Genomic DNA, 20173 nt, shown 5'->3' with positions numbered 1-20173 from the left:
CGAAATTATACCAAAAAAACCGCCTTAACACTCTATACAATCGAAGAAAAATGCAGTTTATTGTGACCCTTCATTGCCGCCAGGTTGTAGCCATCAAGTAGCCAATTCAGCTGCCGCCCCGTGATTTGGATTTCTGCGGCACCTCCCTGGCGCAACCAGTGAAATCGGTCCTTTTCCAGCCGCTTTTGCCACAGGCAGAAGCCATTACGTTCCCAGTAAAGGATTTTCACCTTGTCCAATGATCGATTGCGAAACACGAACAGAGCCTCATCAAAGGGATTCAACTCCAGTTCTGCCTCCACCAATGCAGCCAGTCCGTTGATCCCCTTCCTGAAATCCACCGGCTCCAAACAAAGATGGACGACAGAAATATCCGGCGATGGGCGCATCATCACAAGGCTGCCACAGATCGCAGGACAGAGAGCAAGCTCTCGCCACCATTCCCTGACCACTCCACCGTCATACCATTTGGGAACTGAATCCGGCAGACCCCTGCTGAAGACTTTGAACTCAATTCCAATCGCTGAAAACGTCGCTTGCCTGATCCTGACTCTTCCAGAAAACCCATTTGCGTCAGCTTGCGCTTCCAAAAATACAACGATGGAAGGCTCAGCTTATGGACTTCAGCGTACTCCTTAATGGTGCCGACCTCAGAACGACAACTGCGTAAATGATCCAGCCAGTACCGCTGCTTCTCACTCAGCACAGACGCCTCAATTGATTTGTCTTCCATGTTCGCCTCCTAAAATTTTGAATTTCAGAAAGCGTGACATACCTTCAGATCAAACTGAACCCTGGGGATAAATGGGCGCTTACAAAAAGGCAAGATAGGCAAGGCTGGGCAGGCACTGTCGCTGATCCGGAAACTGTACGCTGTGGAAAAGGATCTGCGTGAGGAAGAGGCTACTCCAGAGCGACGTTACAAGGTGCGCCAGGAGCGTTCCCGCCCCATTATCGATGAGTTGAAAACCTGGCTGGAAGATAATCGAGCAGGGGTGTTACCGAAAAGCAAACTCGGCGAAGCGATGGGATATCTGACCAATCAGTGGTCCTCTCTGATTCGATATCTTGATGATGGACGCCTGGAAATTGACAACAACAGAGCCGAGAACGCCATTCGCCCCTTTGTGATTGGCAGGAAAAATTGGCTCTTCAGCAACTCTGTTCGAGGTGCAAAGGCCTCGGCAAACCTCTACAGTTTGATTGAAACGGCCAAAGCCAATGGTTGGGAGCCCTTCGTCTATCTCACAAAGGTCTTTGAGGGCCTCGCCACAGCGCAAACCGTGGATGAGTTCGACTTGTTGCTCCCGTGGAATTTGAAATCTGCTGCTGAACCGGCAGGGTAGTTGATGGGGATAAATGGGCGCTTACGTTCAAACCGTGCCGGTGCATGCAGAGATCATAATCGTGCGAACGCATCCTCTACGCGCTGTCTTGGCCTAGGGTAATCCCTTGTATTTTTATCGGAAGATTACCGACCCTATCCAGAAAAGTTACCAGAAAATTCTATATTTTAGGTGGGATCACCATTACCAACTTGCCCCTACCTACATCTCATTAGAGAACTGCTGGTTCTACTGGTGCTGACTTAGTAGCCATTTGAGCGGCTAACTGTAAGCGTGTCCTGTTACGCTCATTTAATCTAAACACCCCCAAACTTCTGGCCATAGTATCGATCAAGGCCCCTTCTCCTTGGTGCTCTTTAGCAAGGGTCATTAGCTCTTGAATGGCTATTTCATCTGGTCTACGTGCTTCACGCTCACCTTGTTGCGGATAACGAATCTCCGACCAACTAGAAAGATCTACCCCTCGTTTCCACAGAAAATTACCCACCCCTTCTTCATGAGTCACTTCTGCTGTCTCTTCAACGATCTGCATGACGCGCTCAACGATCAGCCGACCTGACCGTTTGAACCCATGAGCCTGTGCGATACGTCTAATGAGCAAGTCTTCGCGGATAGGTGACTCAATCTCAAGGATATGCTCAACCATCATGCGCACCGTTGGCGTGTAACTATATTCATAAAAGAGATCAGGATTAAGTTTCAGATTTAATTTCTCAAAAGTGGCAATCCTATAGTAACTACGATCTTCTTTATCAGCCTGCATGGACCGGACTTGTAACACCTTGGCATCGGTAGTACTTGTTTGTGAAAGCTCGCCTATTGTAGCGGATTCAGCCTTGAGCTTTGCACCATTCTCTTCAAAAAGGGCAGCCGTAGCGGCTTGCTTAGCTTGATAAAAAGCTTCCTCCGCCGTTTTTCTGATCTCCTCTTCCCTCGCAATTTGTATATCCACCTCTGCTAATATAGCTTGGATGCGCTGATCTAATTTTTCTAACGTATCTTTGGGGTTTACCCACCAATCTAAGGACCAAACACGCACCAAACGCCAGCCTAAACGTTCAAGAATGGCTTCTCGTACTTTGTCCCGGTCTCTAGCAGTAGCCGAACTATGATAGGTTGCACCATCACACTCAACACCTACAAAATAGTGACCCTCTCTTTGGGGATGCACAATCCCCAAATCTATTCTAAAGGCGGAAACACCTATCTGTGAATGGACCCGCCACCCTTTACGGGTTAATGCTTCGGAAACTGCTTCCTCAAACGGAGAATCATAACCACCAATAGATCCATGCGATACCTCATCCAGAGCCATTTTCCCACGATCTGCGTATCTGAGAAAATCTTTTAAATCAACAACGCCATTAGCCTGAGTTCGAGATAGATCCATTTGTTCAGGTTTTAAAGTTGAGAATACAATCAATTCACTACGCGCACGGGTAATGGCTACATTTAACCGCCGCTCTCCACCCTGTTTGTTCAGTGGGCCAAAATTCATGGTCATATGACCTGCTCGATCTGGGCCATAGGTTACACTAAATAGGATTAAATCACGCTCATCCCCTTGTACAGATTCTAGATTTTTTACAATCACCGGTTCTAATTGTTCATCCGCGAAATAGGGTTCTAAAGCTGGATCATCACGACGTGCACGATCCAACAGGTCTTCAATTAATCTTTGCTGTTCACTATTAAACGTCACCACACCTATGGATTTCCCCGCCCCGGCAAAATTGGGATCATTTAAGCGACGGACCACCTCTGTAACAATTGCTTCGGCTTCAGCACGGTTATGCCGCGCGCCACCCCGATCATAGTAACCCTCTACCGTCACCAATCTAAGTGCCCTGTCAACAGTGACAGCCGATGGAAATGTGATTAGTTTATTCATATAGTAGCGCTGGTTAGAAAAGGCTATAAGGCTTTCATGCGCGCTTCGATAATGCCAGTTAAGATGTATCTGAGGTATACTACAACCCATCATTTCATCCAGAATGGATTCTAAATCGGTGACGTCCCCAGTGTCATCGCCCTCATCTTCCGCTTCACGTCGTCCAAAAAAGCTGGTTGGAGGTAACTGTTTTGGATCTCCTGCAATGACTACTTGCTTGCCACGAGCCAATGATCCAATGGCATCCCATACTGTTATCTGCGATGCTTCATCAAAAATAACCAGATCAAAGTTCTCTTTTTCCGTTGGTAGATATTGAGCAATAGAAAGCGGACTCATCAATAAACAGGGCGTCAACTGCTTCACGACATTAGGAATCTCTCTAAACAATTGCCTAACGGGTTTGTGGCGAATTTTTTTGTGTAGTTCACGTTTTAAAACCCCATACTCCGAACTTTGGGTAACACCACTCTGGTCTGGAATATTCGCACCCTGCTTGGCACAGATATATTCTCGTGTTAGCTCACTGAATCTTTCATCCAACATTCTGAAGATGCGTATTTTATCCTCATGCTCAACTGCTGAAAATTGGCGTAAATCTGGTTCCTTTGCAAAAACAAGATGAATCCACCACCGAGCATAGTTAATCTCAAAGACCTGCTCGGCTTTGCCCGTCTTACACAACCCCTTTTCCATAGCCTCCACCAGAGGCCGTAAACCTTGTGCACACGCCTCTTTACGTACAGCTTGCCAGCGGCACCATGTGTTAAGTTTCGACTCGTTTTGAATCAGCGTAGCTGCATAGGTTTGGGCTCGGCCAAACAGAACGCCAAGGGGTAAAAATTCATCAACTTCACCACCCGTTAAACTTATCACGCGGTTGTATGTTTCCATCAATTGCTGGCGTTGCTCTTTGACCCTAGCTGATAAGGTCAGTAATGTTCCATTGGGGGCCAACAAGGTATTACTCTCTATGAGCCATCTTTGTACCACGGTTTGCAGCGTCACAAATTCTGTTGGTGTTGGCGCAATTTCCTGAATCCGTGCCTTAACCTGTTGACCGCCCTTTACCAATCTTTGGATCACCGCTAAATCACTCTCCAAACCTCGCCAATGGCGTACGCAAGTGTTTACTGCGTCTAATTCTTGTAATTGTTGGTACTTTTTCTTCATTTGTTTGATGCGTGGCAGATCGCGATGAGGTTGTGGTTGACCCACTGCCCCCCCCATATATTTAAGGGCTTTGTTCACTCTACGTTTAATAAACCATCCCCGCAACCACCATGCCTGCTGTGATTCTTGCCACTGCTTAGTCAAAGCATCAATATCCAGTGCTAGCAGCCCCTCCAGCTGATAACAACAACTCAATTGATCTTGCTCGTCTGTAAACTCCTGAACACAACGCATCCCCACATCCAATTGCTGCACAATTTGGGTAGTGTTGGGTTCAAACAAAAAACTGGCATCCTGTTCATACAAATCTTGCATGGTACCAATCAAGGCTAACAAGGGCTCCAATATTGTTATAGAGTGGTCTGGGTAACCAAAGAGAAGATATAGATCCTTTATGGATTGCTGAAACCTATCTGCCTGCTCTTTGAGCAAATGCGCGCTGGCCAAAAGATCTTTTACCCATTGTGGTGTCCAGTCATCATGGGTGACAAAGGCTAGTTCATGCGCAACAACGCTACCCAGATCTTTACTGTATAGATCCATTTTATGGCATAGCTCAGTCAGCGCTACATAGTCTGCGTGATCATGGATATCGGCATGGGCAAAGCTTAGCTCTAACTGAACAACTGTGTCCCCAAGTGCAATTTTTCCGATGGCTTGATAGGGTGTCATGCCATGGCGGCTTGGCTGATGCATGGCCTGCACATAACGATTTAAGCCATCCCTAGTCTCTTTAAGTCGGTTTGCCTCTCTTTGCCACTCCACCTGCGAAAAGCTGCTCTTAGACCTCCATGCTTGATCAAACTGATTAAGAACCTCCAATTTACGGGCTTTATTGGAGTGTAATTCTAGACAAAACTCTCCAAGGCCCTGTTCTTTTAAACGGCGGTAAACCACATTCAATGCCGCCGCTTTTTCTGATACAAATAAAACCGTACGCCCTAGTCCCAGATTGTGCGCAATCATATTCGCAATGGTTTGTGATTTTCCAGTCCCTGGTGGACCTATGACAATAAAATCTTTCCCCTCACCAGAGGCCATAACAGCCGTTTGCTGGGAAGAGTCTGCGGGTAGCGGGGTTAATAGATCCTGGGGTTTTACCTCATTATCTAGATTACGAGGCTCCCGAAAGGAAATGTCCGATGCATAGCTCTGTTGAGGCGTTTCCAATAGGTGGCGAACAACTCTATTTTCTTTCAGTTGTTCCGTACGATCGACTAAATCTTTCCACATTAAATATTTTGCAAAAGAAAAATTACTTAGAGCAACCTCCTCAACCACCTCAAACCCCTCAACGTCTCGTACATGGTGCCGCACTTTATGCCAAATTCCATGCACATCCACTCCGTGGGTATCGGTGGGCAGCTCCCCCTCTAATCCTGGAATTTCTAACCTAAAATCTTGGCGTAACATCTGCAAAAGCGTGGTATTAAAACGGGGTTCATCTTCATGTAACACCATGCGCACCCCAGACTGAATACTTTTGCGCTCTAGGGTTACAGGAATCAAAATCAACGGAGCATAATATTTTTTGTTTGGATCATTGCTGCGCCACCAGATCAAAAATCCTAAGGCTAAATACAGCGTATTAGCGCCCCCTTCATCTAGGTCAGCCTTGGATCGACGAAAGAGAGAGGTCAATCTTTTATCGAGAGCCTCTTTCTCCTCTTGTACGTAAAGCTGATTTTTTTCTAGCGCTTTAGTAACGAACTCTTCAATTAAACCACCACCTGTACGTTGTGTGTGCAACTGGGCATCTCGCCCATTATTGGATGAACCCATCTCTGGTAGGGATTCTATACTCAACTTCATCTTTTGCGCTAACTTATCTTCCAACAAGCCTGGATCTGGACAGATAAGCACAAGAGCGCTGGAACCATTTAATTTAAAATTCAATAATTTATTGCGCAGTGATAGATCCAGTAGTTTTTTCTGCCACAGCTCCAAGCGTCCAGAAGCTGTCGTAGGTTTTAACGACTCCTGCTCTGGTATTACCCCTTGATCTGAAAATTCCAATAGATCAACGCCCATGCTGCTGACTTGCTCGACATTGAGCTGATCTTTGCTTGCACATTGATCCTCCCAATAGAGAGGGCGAATTTGATACATCCGCGCACGTTGCACATCAATAGCCATATAAAACTGACCATGCTCTTCCAACTGCGCTCTACCCTTTTTTACCGCCTTGTGGAATGGTACTGGGTTGGTTCGGCTTGTGGCAAATGTTGATTCAAATACCAACAATTCTTGAAGGTCAAACCGTTTCCGAATGTCTAAAGCAGTTTTTATTAGAACCGTTGGAAATGTTTGAGGTTTTAACCAAACTCCTGGAAAGGCATGATCTTGCGTGATGATAATCAAACTATTAAGCCCAGCTTGCTCCATGGCCGAAGCGAACAATAGTGCGAGATCCAAACACGTGGCTAATCCAGTTTGCTTAATGATGCTAGGCAAACGGATTTTTTGACCGTTCTGTTCAAAGCTTGCTGGGGGTTCCGCATAAGTGATACCCAAGGCTGCGATGGCGCTCCAAATGGCCGAAACAACCTCACCTACCCGCACGGAGGAATCTTTCTGATAACCATCAAGACCACTCTCCAAGCCATTTTTTTGCAATAGGCTGGATGCACTTCGTAATATTTCTGCAATAAACGTATCATTTGGTTCAATAAATGCTGCCAACATTTCAGGCATAAATTGGCTACCACCCCACTGATGGCGTGCTAATAATTCAACTTCAATATTTTTCTCTACTAGTAGCAGATCGTCTTGATAGAGCTCCACTCTGAGATCCCCGCGTAGCGACTCGTGGAGACTCATTAAAAGCCCTGCATCCAGACGAATATCACGGTCACTCACTGTCAACCGCAAACCCGGTTCTAATTGATCCAGATGCCATGTTTTTCGAACGAGAAAGACTGGATTGCTGGTTAAAGTTAAACGTAAATTTGCTACACTCTCTTGGCCTATATTTTCAATGCTAAGTTCACGTAAAATGGGGACCGCATTTTGTTGAGTGGCAAAATTGATTTTTTCTTGAACCGACACATGTAAAATTAAAGTATCCATTATATTTCCTTATGGGGTTTTTCTGACTTAAACCTTTTCCATATACGAATTAGTATGAGCAACCGCACAACAAATAATGCTTCCCAGCCCCATGAAAAATCGATGCCGGCAGGACAAATCAGCACACACCCTCAAACCCAACCTTTGACAAAAACTTTATTCTGCGCTCACAGAGCTCGCAACTTCGACCCCTATATTTTCTACCACATCTAACCGATATTTATAAAGCATATTAAACCCTTGTACTATGCATAAATGATCCATGATGTTCACGCCGTCCGTGCACCCGCTCGTTAGCCTGCCTGGGAGCCTGTCGGCGGCTTACCCCTGTGGCATGGCACAAAACCCTGCTTACACCCACCTAGCCCATACCCCCTGCTTTTTTTTCTCCCGTTTCAGCTTGATTTCAGCTTACTGCTCTATGCTGCTCCCCATAACTCACCCTTATGGAGAGACCCTATGCAGACCGAAAATCAAACCCTACCCGTTTGGGACCTCTGGATCAGACTCTTTCACGCTAGCCTGATCCTGCTGGTGCTCACCGCTCTGCTCAGTGAAGATGAGTGGCTCAAAATCCATGTGGTCGCAGGCTTTGGCCTCTGCGGGCTGCTGCTGTTTCGCCTAATATGGGGCTTTATTGGGTCCCAACACGCCCGCTTTCGCGACTTTATCTACCCCCCTAAACAGGTCATCGCCTACCTACGCACCCTGTACCAAGGCAACCCACCCCACCACCTGGGACACAATCCCGCCGGCGGTATGATGGTCCTGCTGCTGCTGATCACCCTTACCCTGCTGGGATTAAGCGGTTTGCTCACACTGGGTGCCAGCCAAGAGACAGGCTTGCTGCATAACATGGCCGCAGCCCTCCCCCCCTCCACCGTTAAACCCATAGAATCCCTGCATGAAGGGCTGGGAGAACTGTTGTGGGCTTTGATCGCCCTCCACCTTGGGGGCGTGCTGCTGGGCATGTGGCAGCACAAAGAAAATCTCATCAAAAGCATGATCCACGGCAACAAGCAGGCACGCTCATGATATGCCTACCCCATAGCCTACGTTACGCCCCGCTGTTGTTGGGGCTACTCTGGAGCAATGGCACTCTGGCTGCTGAACCTGCGGCCAACCTGTTAGCAGGCCAGCAACTCTGGTCACAACCGGGCATTACCAAAAATCAGCTGCAACGCCGCTGCGCCACCTGCCACGGCACCAACCTGACCCAACCCGGGCAGCATATCCTGACCGGTAAACCACTGGCCCCTATGGCCGCCTCGGTTTCACCAGACCGTTATCAGGATATGGAAAAAGTAACCCTATGGCTCAACCGCAATTGCCAATGGACCTTTGGCCAGCTCTGCACCCCCCAACAACAGGCGCAATTGTTGGCCTATCTGAAATCCCTTTAATAAGAGGTGTCTACAATGCTCAATAAACGTTTTATAGTGGGTGGTCTGCTGTTTGTAACCCTGCTGGGTGGTGGCGTGATGCTGGGCGTAAAAACCGTGCTCAGTGATGATTTTCGCCGTGGCTACCAAGAGCATGCCCATGAAAAATATGAACAGGATAAAGAACACAAAAAAAACCACCCTGATCGTCATGGCGCAGCCCTTAACCCCACCTATGTTAAAGCATGTGGCAGCTGTCACTTTGCCTTTCAACCCCGCTGGCTAACCGGGGCAACTTGGCAACACATGTTGGATGGACTGGAGAACCATTTTGACGAAAATGCCCAGCTTGACCCCGCCACAACCCAACAACTGCGGGACTATCTCAGCCAACACGGGGCCAAGGGCAACCGCTCATTGGATCCCGCCTCCATGCGCATTACCGACACGCGATTTTTTCGCCATGCCCACGACGAAATCCCCGCCAAGTTGGTTAAAGATAATCCCAAAGTGGGCTCCTGGAGCCGCTGCGATCTCTGCCATAGCGATGCCCAACAGGGTAAATTTGATGAAGATCGTGCCCGCATTCCTGGCGCTGAGCACCGCGATGACTAACCGGTTAAACCGCCCCATCGTCCCGCTTTTGCTGCTTCCTCTGCTCATGGCTAGCCCAGCCTATGCTGGGGATGATGTGGATCATGAGCAGGCTTATGCCCTGGTACAACAGGGCCGCATTCTACCCCTGGCCGAGATTTTAGCCCGCCATCCCCAACTCGCCCAGGTTAGACTTCTAGAGGTGGAGTTGGAACAGAAGCATGGCCGCTATCTCTACGAACTTTCCTTTGTCACCCCCTCGGGTCAGGTGCTTGAATGGAAGCTGGACGCCCAGAGTGGCACACGTCTAACCCAACCAAGGCACCACTGACCATGCGTATTCTTGTTGTCGAGGATCATGCCAGCCTGGCCGCTGGTTTAAAAAAAGATCTCGGTGCCGCAGGCTTTGTGGTGGATTGGGCCGCCAATGCCGAGGAGGGCGCCTTCATGGGCCGAGAGGAGCCCTATGACGCGGTGATCTTGGATCTTGGTCTGCCCGATGACTCAGGCTTAAACGTCTTGCGGGGGTGGCGTGCTGCGGGGGTGGATGTTCCAGTGATCATCCTCACCGCATGGGATGCCTGGCACCAACGGGTCGACGGCTTGCAAGCCGGTGGTGATGACTATCTGGGCAAGCCCTTTCATATGGAGGAGTTGATCGCCCGCCTTAATGCCCTCATTCGCCGTCGCCATGGTGTGGTACGGCCCGCCTTGACCCTAGAGGGCATCCACTTAGATGAAACCGATCAGCAGCTCAGCTTGGCCAATGGAGAGCTCCACACCCTCACCCATACCGAATTTCGTCTGTTGCGCTACTTGATGCTACACCCTGACCAACTGCTTTCCAAAAGCCAGTTAACCGAGCACATCTACGCCTATGATGAAGATCGCGACAGCAATGTGATTGAGGTCTATATCAAACGTTTACGTCGTCTGCTTGGGCAACAGCGCATCGAAACCCGACGGGGACAGGGCTATCGACTGCGGAGTAAACCATGAGCCGCTCACTCTACGCGCGCATCAGCATTCCACTGGTGTTAATCCTGCTGTTGGTCATGGGCTTGCAGTGGTTAGTGGTCCATCTTGCCTTGCATGGTCTGGTCAAAGAATATGTCGCCAGCCGCTTGGATCATGATGCGGATAATCTGTTGGCCCAGCTTAGCATCACCGCCCAGGGCGTTCACCTTGCGCCGGAACGGTTGGACCCCATTTTTTATAAACCGTGGTCTGGACACTATTTTCAGATCGAAGTGGGTGGCCAAACCCTACGTTCCCGCTCGTTATGGGACAAGGCGCTGGTTTTGGAAAAAGTACCGCCAGGGGGGCGTCTGCTGCGTCAGCAGCGTGGACCCGATCAGGCCCCCCTGCTGGTATTAATACGCGGATACAGCAAACAAGGTCAGTCTGTTAACATGGCATTGGCAGAAGATTTTCAGGCCGCTACACAGATTGTCACCACCCTGCGCCTGTTTTATGGTGGCCTCTCCCTGGCGGCGCTGCTGCTGTTACTCTTCTTGGTACGCCACCATCTACGCCGGGCCTTAATGCCCCTAGAGAGTGCCGAAGCGCAGTTACACGCACTGGAACATGGCACCTTACAGCGGCTTGACCCCACCGCCATGCCCCTGGAGCTGCACCCGTTTGTCCACCAAATTAATAGCCTGCTGGCGATCTTGATGAACCGTTTACAGCGCTCTCGCCAAGCTGCGGGTGATCTGGCCCACGCTATAAAAACCCCTTTGGCACTGCTCAACCAGCTTGCCAACGATGCCCCTTTTACCCAACACCCCAACCTGCAACACGCACTGCGCACCCAAATCACCACCATTGCACACTTGAGTGAACGCACCTTGGGATTAGCCCGGCTCTCTGGAGGCCAAGGGCACGGGGTGTGGCTGGATCTCGCCCATGAACTGAACGGTTTGTTGGAGGTGATGCGGCAACTGCATCGTGACCGTGGGCTGACCTACCATGTTGAGCCCCTTGAGCCCCTTAAAATCCATATGGATCGTGAAGATCTGCTCACCCTGCTGGGCAATCTTTTGGATAACGCCAGCCGTCATGCCCGTCACCAGATCCATTTTGGCGCACAAACATCAGCCCAGGTTCTGCAACTTTGGGTGGCCGATGATGGCCCTGGTATCCCACCCCAAGCCCGTGAACGGCTGCTGCAACGAGGCATCCACGGCGATCAACCCCAGCATGGCCATGGTTTGGGGCTGGCCATCTGCCAACAAATCGTGCTCGATTACCAGGGTACCCTAACCCTCAACCAAGACCCTCAACTGCTGGGCTTGCAGGTGATGCTGGAACTACCCGCCCAGCTTGCCCACCTGGCCCCATCCACCCCCACCACCTAACCCTCACAAGCCAGCCGGGAGCACCACCACGAAGAACTTAGCATAACCCTTTTGCTCGGGCCTTCGACCTTGTTCTTGAAAAAACCTTTTAATCGTAACCTTTTATACTGTTTTATGTGCCCAGTGAAACCGTTCTTAACCTACCGAATCCAACATAAGTATGGTAGGATTGCGGTTTGGTTAGAGCAAAGCACATTCCAGCCTGCACGTTTCGCCTTGGTCACTGTTTATCACTTTGTAATACTACGTATAAAACTGTACCATGCCCAATTTGCATGCTTGTTAGCCAACGCGATTGGCGATCGGCAGCCTGGCAGGGGAACAGGTCTCAACCCTGACCCTATTTTGTGGGAGAGCATCACCGTGAATATTAAAAAGACCCTCGTTCTGACCAATGGCCTGCTGGCTGCAACCATTGCGCTCATCTTGGGGATCATTCTGTGGACCACTGCGGAACAACAGTCCGACAGTGTGACCATTAATATGGCAGGCCGTCAACGCATGCTCAGCCAGAAAATCGCCAAAGAGTTCGGGCTTTATCTGGCCAATCCAAACCAAACCGAAAAATCGCTCCTGCTCACCTCAGTCTGGGCGTTTGATACCACCTTGCACGCCTTGCTGACCGGTGGCCAAGCCCCAACCAAACTGGACCGAAACACCCCTGCTCTGGTACAAATTGGTCATCCCAACGATGAGATCCTAACCAAGCTCAAGGCTGTTCAAGCCCTTTGGCAACCCCTCGCCCAGCAGTTTAAGGCTTTAGAGAGCAACCCAACCGATTTAAACGGGCTAGCCAAACTCGTCACCACCCAAAATATGCCTCTGCTCAAAGAGATGAACAGCGCTGTCACCATGATGCAAAACCAAGCCGAAGGCAAAGTGTCGCGCATTATTAACACTGCTCTGTTCGGTGCCCTGCTTGGTCTGGTGATCTTTGCCTTGGCCCTTTACCAAACACGTCTCTTGAGCCAACGCTTAAAACGTGCCTTCGGCACCCTTGAACACATCTCGCGGGGATCGTTGGATCATCAACTGAGCGCCGATGACCCAACCCATGAGGTGGATCAAATCGCTGAAAAAATCAATATCATTGTCAATCAGCTCTCCACCTCGACCCAGCTGGTCATCTTGCAATCTGACTCGGTGGCGGCGTGCGCCAATGAGCTGCTCAAGCTGCGGGATATGTTGAATGACGATTCGGAGATGACTTCCAAAGCCATGGCCGCGGCCTCGGAGAAATTATCCGAACTCGAACAAGCCATCGTCTCTATCCAAGATAAAATTGGCGACGCAACCCACTCCATTGAAAACATTGCCGACTCTTCTACCTATTTATCGTCGGGAATTACCACCATGGCCTCTGCTGCTGAGCAGGCCAGCCAAAACGTTTCGACCATGGCGGCCGCTGCGGAAGAGATGACCTCTAACCTAAGTGCCGTCAACAGCAGCATTCAAAACGTCAACCAAGCCACTGGTAAAATTGGCGGCTCGCTAGATGAGATGATCTCAACCCTAGAGGATGTCAGACAGCGGTGCGTGGTTGCCAGCCATAAGTCACAACAGGCCAACCAGCATATTCACTCCACCCTCAAGGTGATGAACGAGCTCTCTAACTCCGCCAACGAGATTGACCGCTTTGTCGACCTTATCAACAATATTGCGGAACAGACCAACATGCTCGCCTTAAACGCTTCCATCGAAGCCGCTGGGGCGGGTGAGTCGGGCAAGGGCTTTGCGGTGGTCGCCAACGAGGTTAAAGAGCTGGCGCACCAAACCTCGGAAGTCACCACCTTGATTAGCGGACAGATCCGCATTATCCAAGATCACTCTAAAAATGCCCAACAGGCGACCGAGGGCGTCTCTGAAATCGTCACCGCCATCAACCAAGCCAATGATGAGATCACCTATGCGGTGGACGATCAAAACCATGCCATTCATGAGATTTCCAGCTCCTTTAACGCGGTTGTGCAAGCCTCGCAAGAGGTCACGCGCAACGTCGATGAGCTCTACCAAGCGGCCAACGAGGTCTCCCGTGCCGCACTGGATGCCGCCTCAGGCACCAATGAGATTGCGCTCTCTGCCAATGCCTCGGCGGACTCTGCGCAAAAGGTCTCTGAAAACGCCCAGATGGTCCATCAATTGGTGCAGGCTATTTTCACCGAGACCTCCACCACCATTGCCGCTGCGGAAGTAACTGAAAAGAGTATTCAAACGGCCAGCCAACGGGCCACCTATATCTCAGGCACGGTACACAACTTTGTGATCCTCATTGATGTTCTACAGGCTGCCATGGAGGCGCTTCGCGCCGCCCAGGCGGTTTATAAAACCGGCCACAAATCCTTTGATGTGCGCACCATTAAAGAGGGTCATCTGGCTTGGTTGCGTGAGCTGGAACAGGCGGTGCACGGTCGCTCTGTGCTCGATGCCAAAGAAGCCGCTAACTATCGGGGCTGTGACTTTGGTCTGTGGTACTATGGTGATGGGCAACAGCGCTATGGCAATGAGGCTCTGTTTGTCGAGCTTGGTACTGTTCACCAAAAGGTGCATGAGGCCGCCTTTGAAGTGGTTAATTTGGTGCAGTCGGGCAGTGTGGAGCAGGCCTACAAGAGCATGGACCGCTTTAAACAGCTACGCAAAGAGCTGTTTATCCTGCTCGATGGCATCTACTTTTCTGGGCTTACCATTAACGACCAAAAAATGATCGACTGGGAAGATGCGCTGGATGTCGGCGTCAAAGTTCTCAATGCCGACCATTTGAAACTGATGAATTACATCAATGATCTGCATGCCGCCATGCGGGATGGCAAGGGTAAGGATAAGCTGGCGACCATTTTAGCGGGTTTGATTGAGTTCACCCATACCCACTTTGCCCGTGAAGAGGGCTTGATGAAAAAACATGGTTATGATCGCTACGCTCAACAAAAAGAGGAACATGTTAACCTGATTGCCCAGCTTGGCGAGAAGAAAAAGCAGTTTGATGAAGGCTCGGCCACGGTGGCGCTGGATCTGCTGGCTTTCCTGCAAAATTGGTTGATCGACCATATCAAGGGCGAAGATATGCGCTATAAAACTTTCTTCCAGAGCAAAGGTGAGCTTTGACGGTTAGGGGGGCTTATACCCCCCTTGTGCAGAGCATTAACCCCTACTCTTGGCTCACCACCACCTGCTGCCCATCCTGTAACTGGTCCCGGCCCATGATCACAATGGGCATATCTGGGGTAAACAGGGACAACAGCTGGGCGCGTTGCCCCGCTTGAGCATGGGGTAATGCCACAAAATGGGCCACCTGCTGGTCGTCCACAATAAACAAGCCCAACTTGTTGTTGCGCTCAACCAGCAGATCTGGTTCTATCCAACGCTGCTCATCCTGCCACACCAACTGCCCACTGCTCCCTGGCAACGGCTTGTCACGGTCAAAACGAAAACGCACCCGCAACGTCTGAGTTGTCTCCTCCTGCCTGGGTAAGATGTTCTCCAATTTAACCTCTACCTGCCCACTTGCATGCACAAAATACCAACGCTTGGCCATCTTCATGGACTTGATGGATGCAGCAGGAATCGTCGCCTCCAGCATAACGCGTACAGGATCGACCAATTGAAACAAGGGGCTCCCAACATCCGACCACCCCCCCAGTTGAGCCTTTCGATCCAACACCACACCAGAAAAGGGTGCATGAATCACCCCCTTTTCCACCTGTTTGACCGCCTGCTCGACGGCGCTCTTGGCTTCGACAATGCGCGCCTCTAAAACCTGTTTCTCCCCACGGCGGCGCCCCATCAACGCCTCTCCCGTTGCCTCCTGCTCGCCCAGCTTTTCTACCTGCTCCAACTGCTGCTTGGCCAGCAGCAACTGACTTTCCAGCACTCCGAGAGCCGCCTTGGCCCGTGCGTGCTCTAGCCCTTGGGACCAAGTATCCTGGCGGGCCAATACGGCCCCCCACGCCACACGATCACCGGTCTCCGCATGCAACTCTAATATCGGCGCGCTCACCTGAGCCGCAACCCACGCCTCCCGCAGCGCCACCACGCTGGCCGCCGCCTGTTCCTGCTGCTCAACCAACAGCGCTGCAACCGGTTTAACCGTCACCACCTGCCCTAGCCCGGGTGTCACCTGGGCACCGAAGAGGGGTGCTTCAGGGGGGGAAAGAACAGCCTCAGGTGGCTGCTCAGGCTGCGTAACCTCTTGCCCATAACCCACGGCTGCTGCACTGGTCAGCCATGCTAAAGCGAGCCAAGTCAGACCAATTCTACCCTTAGAGATATACCTATCCATGCCACCACCTACCCATAAAAAAGGGCTGGAACATGCCCAACCCTTTTTTTCTAGCGCTTAGGTGCTTGAGGTGTAAAGCCTAGAGACCGTTACCCCTTGCGCCCTCCCCAAACATACCCGGCAGACCAGGCTGCATCCCCTCTAGGAACTGTGCCACAATCGAATCTTCGACAATCTCCGGGCGCATGCTCTGTAGATCGGATCGGCTAATTCCCCCTTTGCCATTAAGGATATCTTTAGCCACGGCATACAAACGACCATCCTTATAGTTATGCCCCAACACCACGGCATAGTTTTTGGCCTCTTGCTCCAAACCCAGTTTCAACGCGCTCAGCACCATACTAAACAGCGCCTCTTCGGTTTGCAGACTGTCACGAAATTCTGGATTATCCACAATCTCATTAAACCGTTTCATCGCCGCAATATACTCGCCCCGGTCAAAATAGTAGCGACCGACGACAATCTCCTGCTGAGCCATACGGTTACGGCAGAAGTCCAACATTTTTTGGGCCTCCCACGCATAGTCAGACTCGCCAAAGCGGTTGATCACTTCGTGGAATGCAGTAGCTGCCTCTTTGGTGCGAGCTTGATCTCGGTAGGGATCTTTAATCTGCCGATAGTGGGCAAGACCAATCATATAAAAAGCATAAGAGACCTCGGGATGGCGTGGATGCAGACGGATAAACCGTTTGGCATGCCCCACCGCCTCATCAAACTCATCCTGCTTATAGGTTGCAAAGATCAGATTAAGCTGCGCACGCACCGCCCACGGCGAAAAGGGGTGTTTCTGATCCAGATCGGTAAAGATGGTCGCCGCGCTCTTATAGTTTTTCTTTTGTACATGGTTGACCGCCATGCGATACATCACTTCCGGTGCCAAATCGGGCTGGACATCCTTCTCTTCGGTGCTGCTGCAACCGCTCAAAAGCAGCACCAACATGACCATCATGCATAACCGTTTCATGGTTCGCTTCTCTCCATCTCTCATACCCTACCCGCCCTCAGCGGGGGGTAAAAATTGCTTGGGCAGCCTGCCGACCACTCTGCACCGCCCCCTCAATGGTCGCAGGCAGACCGGTTGCGGTCCAATCTCCGGCCAGATACATATTGTGCCACGGCGTGCAACGACCGTTCGGTCGCCAACGGTTTACCCCTGGCCAACTGGCAAAGGTGGCCCGCTGTGTCTTAATCACCCGACCTTGGGGTTGCATCCCTGCCAACTGGGGCTGTTGCGCAACCACATCCTGATGCACCGCATCAATCAAACGCTGGCTCTGCCAGCTTACTTCCCGATAGGCGGCACTTATGGCGGCGCTGATGCGCCCCTCGCCCGCCGCCATGGGCCATTGGCAGAGCCACTGACTGACCGAACCGGGCATGCCCACCATCGGTGCAGGCTGTTTGACCGCCCCATCGTAGCGCAAATGCACCGCAACAATGGGTGCCGCCGGCCACTCAGTCCACCCCTGCTGCTGGGCCCATTGGGGCAATAGGCTGGCTAAGCTCCAGTGAGGTATGGCCAGTACTACCGGTAACCCAGCGGGCAGATGCCAAGTAACCCCCTCTGTAGCGCTATGCAAAATCAACGCCGTGATCTGTTGCTGGCTCTGCTCTAGCCCCTGCAAACGTAACCCCGTGCGAATAACCCCACCCCGCTGTTCTATCCAACGGCGGGCGGGTTCCACCAGCAGGCTACTTAAATCCTGAGTCGGGTAAAGAGGCTGTGCGTCAGCACTGTTCCATAAAAAGAGTCGACTGAGTACACCGGCAAACAGGTGGGCATCGGCACTGCCGGGTCCTTCGTTCAAAGTCGCCAGACAGAGCGGCTCCCACAGCCGTTCAAAGAGCTGCGGTGGTGAACCAGCCCGCTGCAACCATTGGGTGACGGTTAGGGCATGTGCTGCGCCCCTAACGTGTTCCCTCCAGAGCGCGGGCAGCAGACCCCGCAACGACCACAGCTCTCCACCACTCAACCCCGGTAACTGCGCCAACCCCCGCCCTAACCGCCAAGCCGCCCAACCCGGCCCTAACGACAGCTTATGGTGCCCATGTTGAGGGGTGTAAAAATGGTAGGCCGTGCCCCGTTGCAACCCCTCCTGCACCCCTAGTTGGGCCAACCAAGCCAGGGTCTCCTTATACGCCCCCACCAGCAGGTGGGGACCATTATCCAAAACACAGCCCCAACGTCGATCCCAGTGGCTGGCCACCCGCCCCCCTAAACGGGGTGCGGCCTCCACCAGCAGCGGACGGCGGCCCTGGCGCAGCGCCTCGCTGGCACAGGCGAGTCCCGCCAAGCCTCCACCAATGATCACCAGATCCAGCGGCCCCTCCCACTCAAAGGGCATCATACGCCCGCAACCAGCCCACCCGGCTGGCCAACCAACAGCGCAGACAGAGCCACAGCTTATAACTTTTACTCAACTGGGCTGGCTGCTGATCAACCCGATAGCCAGCGGCCCGTATGCGGCGCAACCGGGCATGGTAGACCGCGCCCATCGAACGTGCGGCAGTAAGCTGGGCAAAGTGCTCGCCTTGCACCAGCTCACGGGCTTGGGCAAAGTGGCTCTCAATACGCGCATCAACCTCCTGCAACGCGGCTACCAACGCCGGCTGCCATTCCCCGTCCAATATCCCTTGATGTTGAACCCCGTGGGCCTGCAACACGGTTTGCGGCAGATAAACACGCCCCATCTGCCCATCCTCGAACAGATCTCGCAGAATATTGGTCAACTGCAAAGCCATGCCAAGGTGATGGGCAAACTGCTGCGCCCGCTCCCCCGTTACCCCAAAGACCGGCAAAGCCGCCAAACCCACCGCCACCGAAACCTTATGGCAGTAGCCCTCTAGCTCCTGCCAGTTCTCATAGTTTCGCGGTTGCAGATCCATCTCCATACCCTGCAAAATCTCTATAAAGGGGGCCATTTGCCACCCATATTGATCTTTTAGGGCATGCAATGCCCTAGCGACAGGGTGACGGGGCTGACCGGTAAAAACCTCCACAATCTCCTCGTGCCACCACGCCAGTTTCATGTGCGCTGCACGAGGATCCAATTGCCGATCCACAATATCATCCACCTCACGGCAGAAGGCATAGAGGGCAAACAGACCCCGCCGTTTGTGCGCCGGCAACAGCCGCATGGGCCAATAAAAAGAGCTACCACTGCGTTTTACACGCGCCTGGCAATAGAGATCTGGCGTCATCGACACACCCGCCCTAGGCCCCGCAACAAGCAGCCCATTTTGGCACGTTTATCCAGGGAGGGCCGCTCCCGCAAGGTATTACCCCCCAACTGCTCAATCCGCTCCAAGACCGCCATGCCCCCCGCCCAGGTCGCCCCCAGTTCGAGATTAAGGGGCCAGGACACTTTGGTCAGCAGGGGCTCCCCCTGTAGATAGAGCGCCCGCGTCTGCGCAATTAGGTGCATCATCAGCTCGGCGGCGGCGGCTGAAAAACGCCGCTGTAAGATATCCGCCTCCTTGACCCCAAAACGGGCCATCTCCTCCCTAGGAAGATAGAGGGGACGCCCGTTCCACGGATCCTCACCCAGATCCTGCCAATGGTTGGTCAGTTGCAAGGCCGTGCAAATGGCGTCGGCATAACCCATCAGGGTTTCATCCCGATAACCCGCCAGCCGCAGCACAATGCGCCCCACCGGATTGGCCGAATATCGGCAATACTCCAGCAACTCTTGGGTGGTATCATAATGTTTGCAGGTAATATCCATACGAAACGCCATGAGCAGATCCCGTAGGGGATCAATGGGCAACTGCATCTGCTGCATGGTATAGGCTAGGGCGCGAAACACCGGATGATCGGCCTCTCCACGCTGGGCGGCCTCTAAACGGCGCTGCCAATCATCCAACTTTTGTAACTTCTCCTTAGGGCTACCCTCACTGCTATCGGCAAAATCATCGGCCATGCGAGCATAAGCATAAACCGCATGGATATGGGGCCGTAAACGCGCCGGTGCCAACAAGGAACCCACAGGAAAATTTTCACTGTTGGCACGCACCACCCGCTGGCAGTAGTCAAAATCCTGCAACAGATGGTAGGGTATGGTGGGACCTGTAAACCAGGACATAAC

At 51.8% G+C, this 20173-nt stretch carries 15 protein-coding genes and 1 pseudogene; 8 read left to right on the top strand and 8 right to left on the bottom strand.

Features of this window, described 5'->3' with window-relative positions; genetic code table 11:
• Positions 1-32: 32 nt before the first annotated feature.
• The gene (gene tnpB / locus MMC1_RS01685; protein ID WP_011712019.1) at positions 33-392 is read right to left on the bottom strand and encodes an IS66 family insertion sequence element accessory protein TnpB; all 360 of its coding nucleotides are present in this window, start codon (positions 390-392) and stop codon (positions 33-35) included.
• Positions 392-733 (bottom strand): IS66 family insertion sequence element accessory protein TnpA, encoded by a 342-nt coding sequence (gene tnpA, locus MMC1_RS01680; RefSeq protein WP_011712018.1) that lies wholly within the window; start codon positions 731-733, stop codon positions 392-394. The genes tnpB and tnpA overlap by 1 nt, the downstream gene beginning before the upstream one ends.
• 73 nt (positions 734-806) lie before the next feature.
• On the opposite strand from tnpA, the pseudogene tnpC reads away from it, so the two are divergent.
• Positions 807-1346: pseudogene (tnpC, locus tag MMC1_RS01675) on the top strand (IS66 family transposase); the annotation flags it as partial.
• 211 nt (positions 1347-1557) lie between these two features.
• On the opposite strand, the gene MMC1_RS01670 reads toward tnpC, so the two are convergent.
• Complete coding sequence (locus MMC1_RS01670) at positions 1558-7479, bottom strand: DUF3320 domain-containing protein (RefSeq protein ID WP_011712016.1); 5922 nt, start codon at positions 7477-7479, stop codon at positions 1558-1560.
• A gap of 459 nt (positions 7480-7938) precedes the next feature.
• Here MMC1_RS01670 and MMC1_RS01665 point away from each other — a divergent pair, with 459 nt between their 5' ends.
• From MMC1_RS01665 to MMC1_RS01635, 7 genes are all read left to right on the top strand, one after another.
• Positions 7939-8514, top strand: a complete 576-nt coding sequence (locus MMC1_RS01665; RefSeq protein ID WP_011712015.1) for a cytochrome b/b6 domain-containing protein — start codon at positions 7939-7941, stop codon at positions 8512-8514.
• Positions 8511-8882 (top strand): DUF1924 domain-containing protein, encoded by a 372-nt coding sequence (locus tag MMC1_RS01660; RefSeq protein WP_011712014.1) that lies wholly within the window; start codon positions 8511-8513, stop codon positions 8880-8882. The genes MMC1_RS01665 and MMC1_RS01660 overlap by 4 nt, the downstream gene beginning before the upstream one ends.
• A gap of 15 nt (positions 8883-8897) precedes the next feature.
• Entirely contained in the window at positions 8898-9476 is a 579-nt protein-coding gene (locus MMC1_RS19445; protein ID WP_011712013.1) for a diheme cytochrome c, read from the top strand.
• Positions 9469-9786: a PepSY domain-containing protein gene (locus MMC1_RS01650; RefSeq protein WP_011712012.1), complete on the top strand. Its 318-nt coding sequence runs from the start codon at positions 9469-9471 to the stop codon at positions 9784-9786. Before MMC1_RS19445 ends, MMC1_RS01650 begins: the two co-directional genes overlap by 8 nt.
• 2 nt (positions 9787-9788) lie before the next feature.
• Positions 9789-10454, top strand: coding sequence for a response regulator transcription factor (locus MMC1_RS01645; protein ID WP_011712011.1), 666 nt, complete (start codon positions 9789-9791; stop codon positions 10452-10454).
• Positions 10451-11815, top strand: coding sequence for a sensor histidine kinase (locus MMC1_RS01640; RefSeq protein WP_011712010.1), 1365 nt, complete (start codon positions 10451-10453; stop codon positions 11813-11815). The genes MMC1_RS01645 and MMC1_RS01640 overlap by 4 nt, the downstream gene beginning before the upstream one ends.
• A gap of 363 nt (positions 11816-12178) precedes the next feature.
• Positions 12179-14914 (top strand): bacteriohemerythrin, encoded by a 2736-nt coding sequence (locus tag MMC1_RS01635; RefSeq protein ID WP_041640605.1) that lies wholly within the window; start codon positions 12179-12181, stop codon positions 14912-14914.
• A 43-nt stretch (positions 14915-14957) separates the two neighbouring features.
• Here the strand turns inward: MMC1_RS01635 and MMC1_RS01630 are convergent, their stop codons facing one another.
• From MMC1_RS01630 to hpnC, 5 genes are all read right to left on the bottom strand, one after another.
• Positions 14958-16088: an efflux RND transporter periplasmic adaptor subunit gene (locus MMC1_RS01630; protein WP_011712008.1), complete on the bottom strand. Its 1131-nt coding sequence runs from the start codon at positions 16086-16088 to the stop codon at positions 14958-14960.
• Between the two features lie 79 nt (positions 16089-16167).
• The gene (locus MMC1_RS01625; RefSeq protein WP_049757545.1) at positions 16168-17052 is read right to left on the bottom strand and encodes an outer membrane protein assembly factor BamD; all 885 of its coding nucleotides are present in this window, start codon (positions 17050-17052) and stop codon (positions 16168-16170) included.
• 37 nt (positions 17053-17089) lie between these two features.
• Complete coding sequence (gene hpnE / locus MMC1_RS01620; protein WP_011712006.1) at positions 17090-18436, bottom strand: hydroxysqualene dehydroxylase HpnE; 1347 nt, start codon at positions 18434-18436, stop codon at positions 17090-17092.
• On the bottom strand, positions 18423-19289 hold the full coding sequence (gene hpnD / locus MMC1_RS01615; protein WP_011712005.1) for a presqualene diphosphate synthase HpnD: 867 nt from the start codon (positions 19287-19289) through the stop codon (positions 18423-18425). The genes hpnE and hpnD overlap by 14 nt, the downstream gene beginning before the upstream one ends.
• Complete coding sequence (hpnC, locus tag MMC1_RS01610) at positions 19286-20170, bottom strand: squalene synthase HpnC (RefSeq protein ID WP_011712004.1); 885 nt, start codon at positions 20168-20170, stop codon at positions 19286-19288. The genes hpnD and hpnC overlap by 4 nt, the downstream gene beginning before the upstream one ends.
• Positions 20171-20173 lie beyond the last annotated feature (3 nt).

The sequence above is a fragment of the Magnetococcus marinus MC-1 genome (genome assembly GCF_000014865.1).
Classification (GTDB): Bacteria; Pseudomonadota; Magnetococcia; order Magnetococcales; family Magnetococcaceae; genus Magnetococcus; species Magnetococcus marinus.
Note: the sequence above shows the minus strand (reverse complement) of the source record. Positions and strands in the feature narration are given on the sequence as shown.

Bases quoted from the DNA above. Each gene is read 5' to 3' on its own strand.
- hpnC (WP_011712004.1), bottom strand. From the start codon at position 20,170: ATGTCCTGGTTTACAGGTCCCACCATACCCTACCATCTGTTGCAGGAT.
- MMC1_RS01665 (WP_011712015.1), top strand. From the start codon at position 7,939: ATGCAGACCGAAAATCAAACCCTACCCGTTTGGGACCTCTGGATCAGA.
- hpnE (WP_011712006.1), bottom strand. From the start codon at position 18,436: ATGATGCCCTTTGAGTGGGAGGGGCCGCTGGATCTGGTGATCATTGGT.
- MMC1_RS01670 (WP_011712016.1), bottom strand. From the start codon at position 7,479: ATGGATACTTTAATTTTACATGTGTCGGTTCAAGAAAAAATCAATTTT.
- tnpA (WP_011712018.1), bottom strand. From the start codon at position 733: ATGGAAGACAAATCAATTGAGGCGTCTGTGCTGAGTGAGAAGCAGCGG.
- MMC1_RS01640 (WP_011712010.1), top strand. From the start codon at position 10,451: ATGAGCCGCTCACTCTACGCGCGCATCAGCATTCCACTGGTGTTAATC.
- MMC1_RS01630 (WP_011712008.1), bottom strand. From the start codon at position 16,088: ATGGATAGGTATATCTCTAAGGGTAGAATTGGTCTGACTTGGCTCGCT.
- MMC1_RS19445 (WP_011712013.1), top strand. From the start codon at position 8,898: ATGCTCAATAAACGTTTTATAGTGGGTGGTCTGCTGTTTGTAACCCTG.
- MMC1_RS01645 (WP_011712011.1), top strand. From the start codon at position 9,789: ATGCGTATTCTTGTTGTCGAGGATCATGCCAGCCTGGCCGCTGGTTTA.
- MMC1_RS01625 (WP_049757545.1), bottom strand. From the start codon at position 17,052: ATGAAACGGTTATGCATGATGGTCATGTTGGTGCTGCTTTTGAGCGGT.
- hpnD (WP_011712005.1), bottom strand. From the start codon at position 19,289: ATGACGCCAGATCTCTATTGCCAGGCGCGTGTAAAACGCAGTGGTAGC.
- tnpB (WP_011712019.1), bottom strand. From the start codon at position 392: ATGATGCGCCCATCGCCGGATATTTCTGTCGTCCATCTTTGTTTGGAG.
- MMC1_RS01650 (WP_011712012.1), top strand. From the start codon at position 9,469: ATGACTAACCGGTTAAACCGCCCCATCGTCCCGCTTTTGCTGCTTCCT.
- MMC1_RS01660 (WP_011712014.1), top strand. From the start codon at position 8,511: ATGATATGCCTACCCCATAGCCTACGTTACGCCCCGCTGTTGTTGGGG.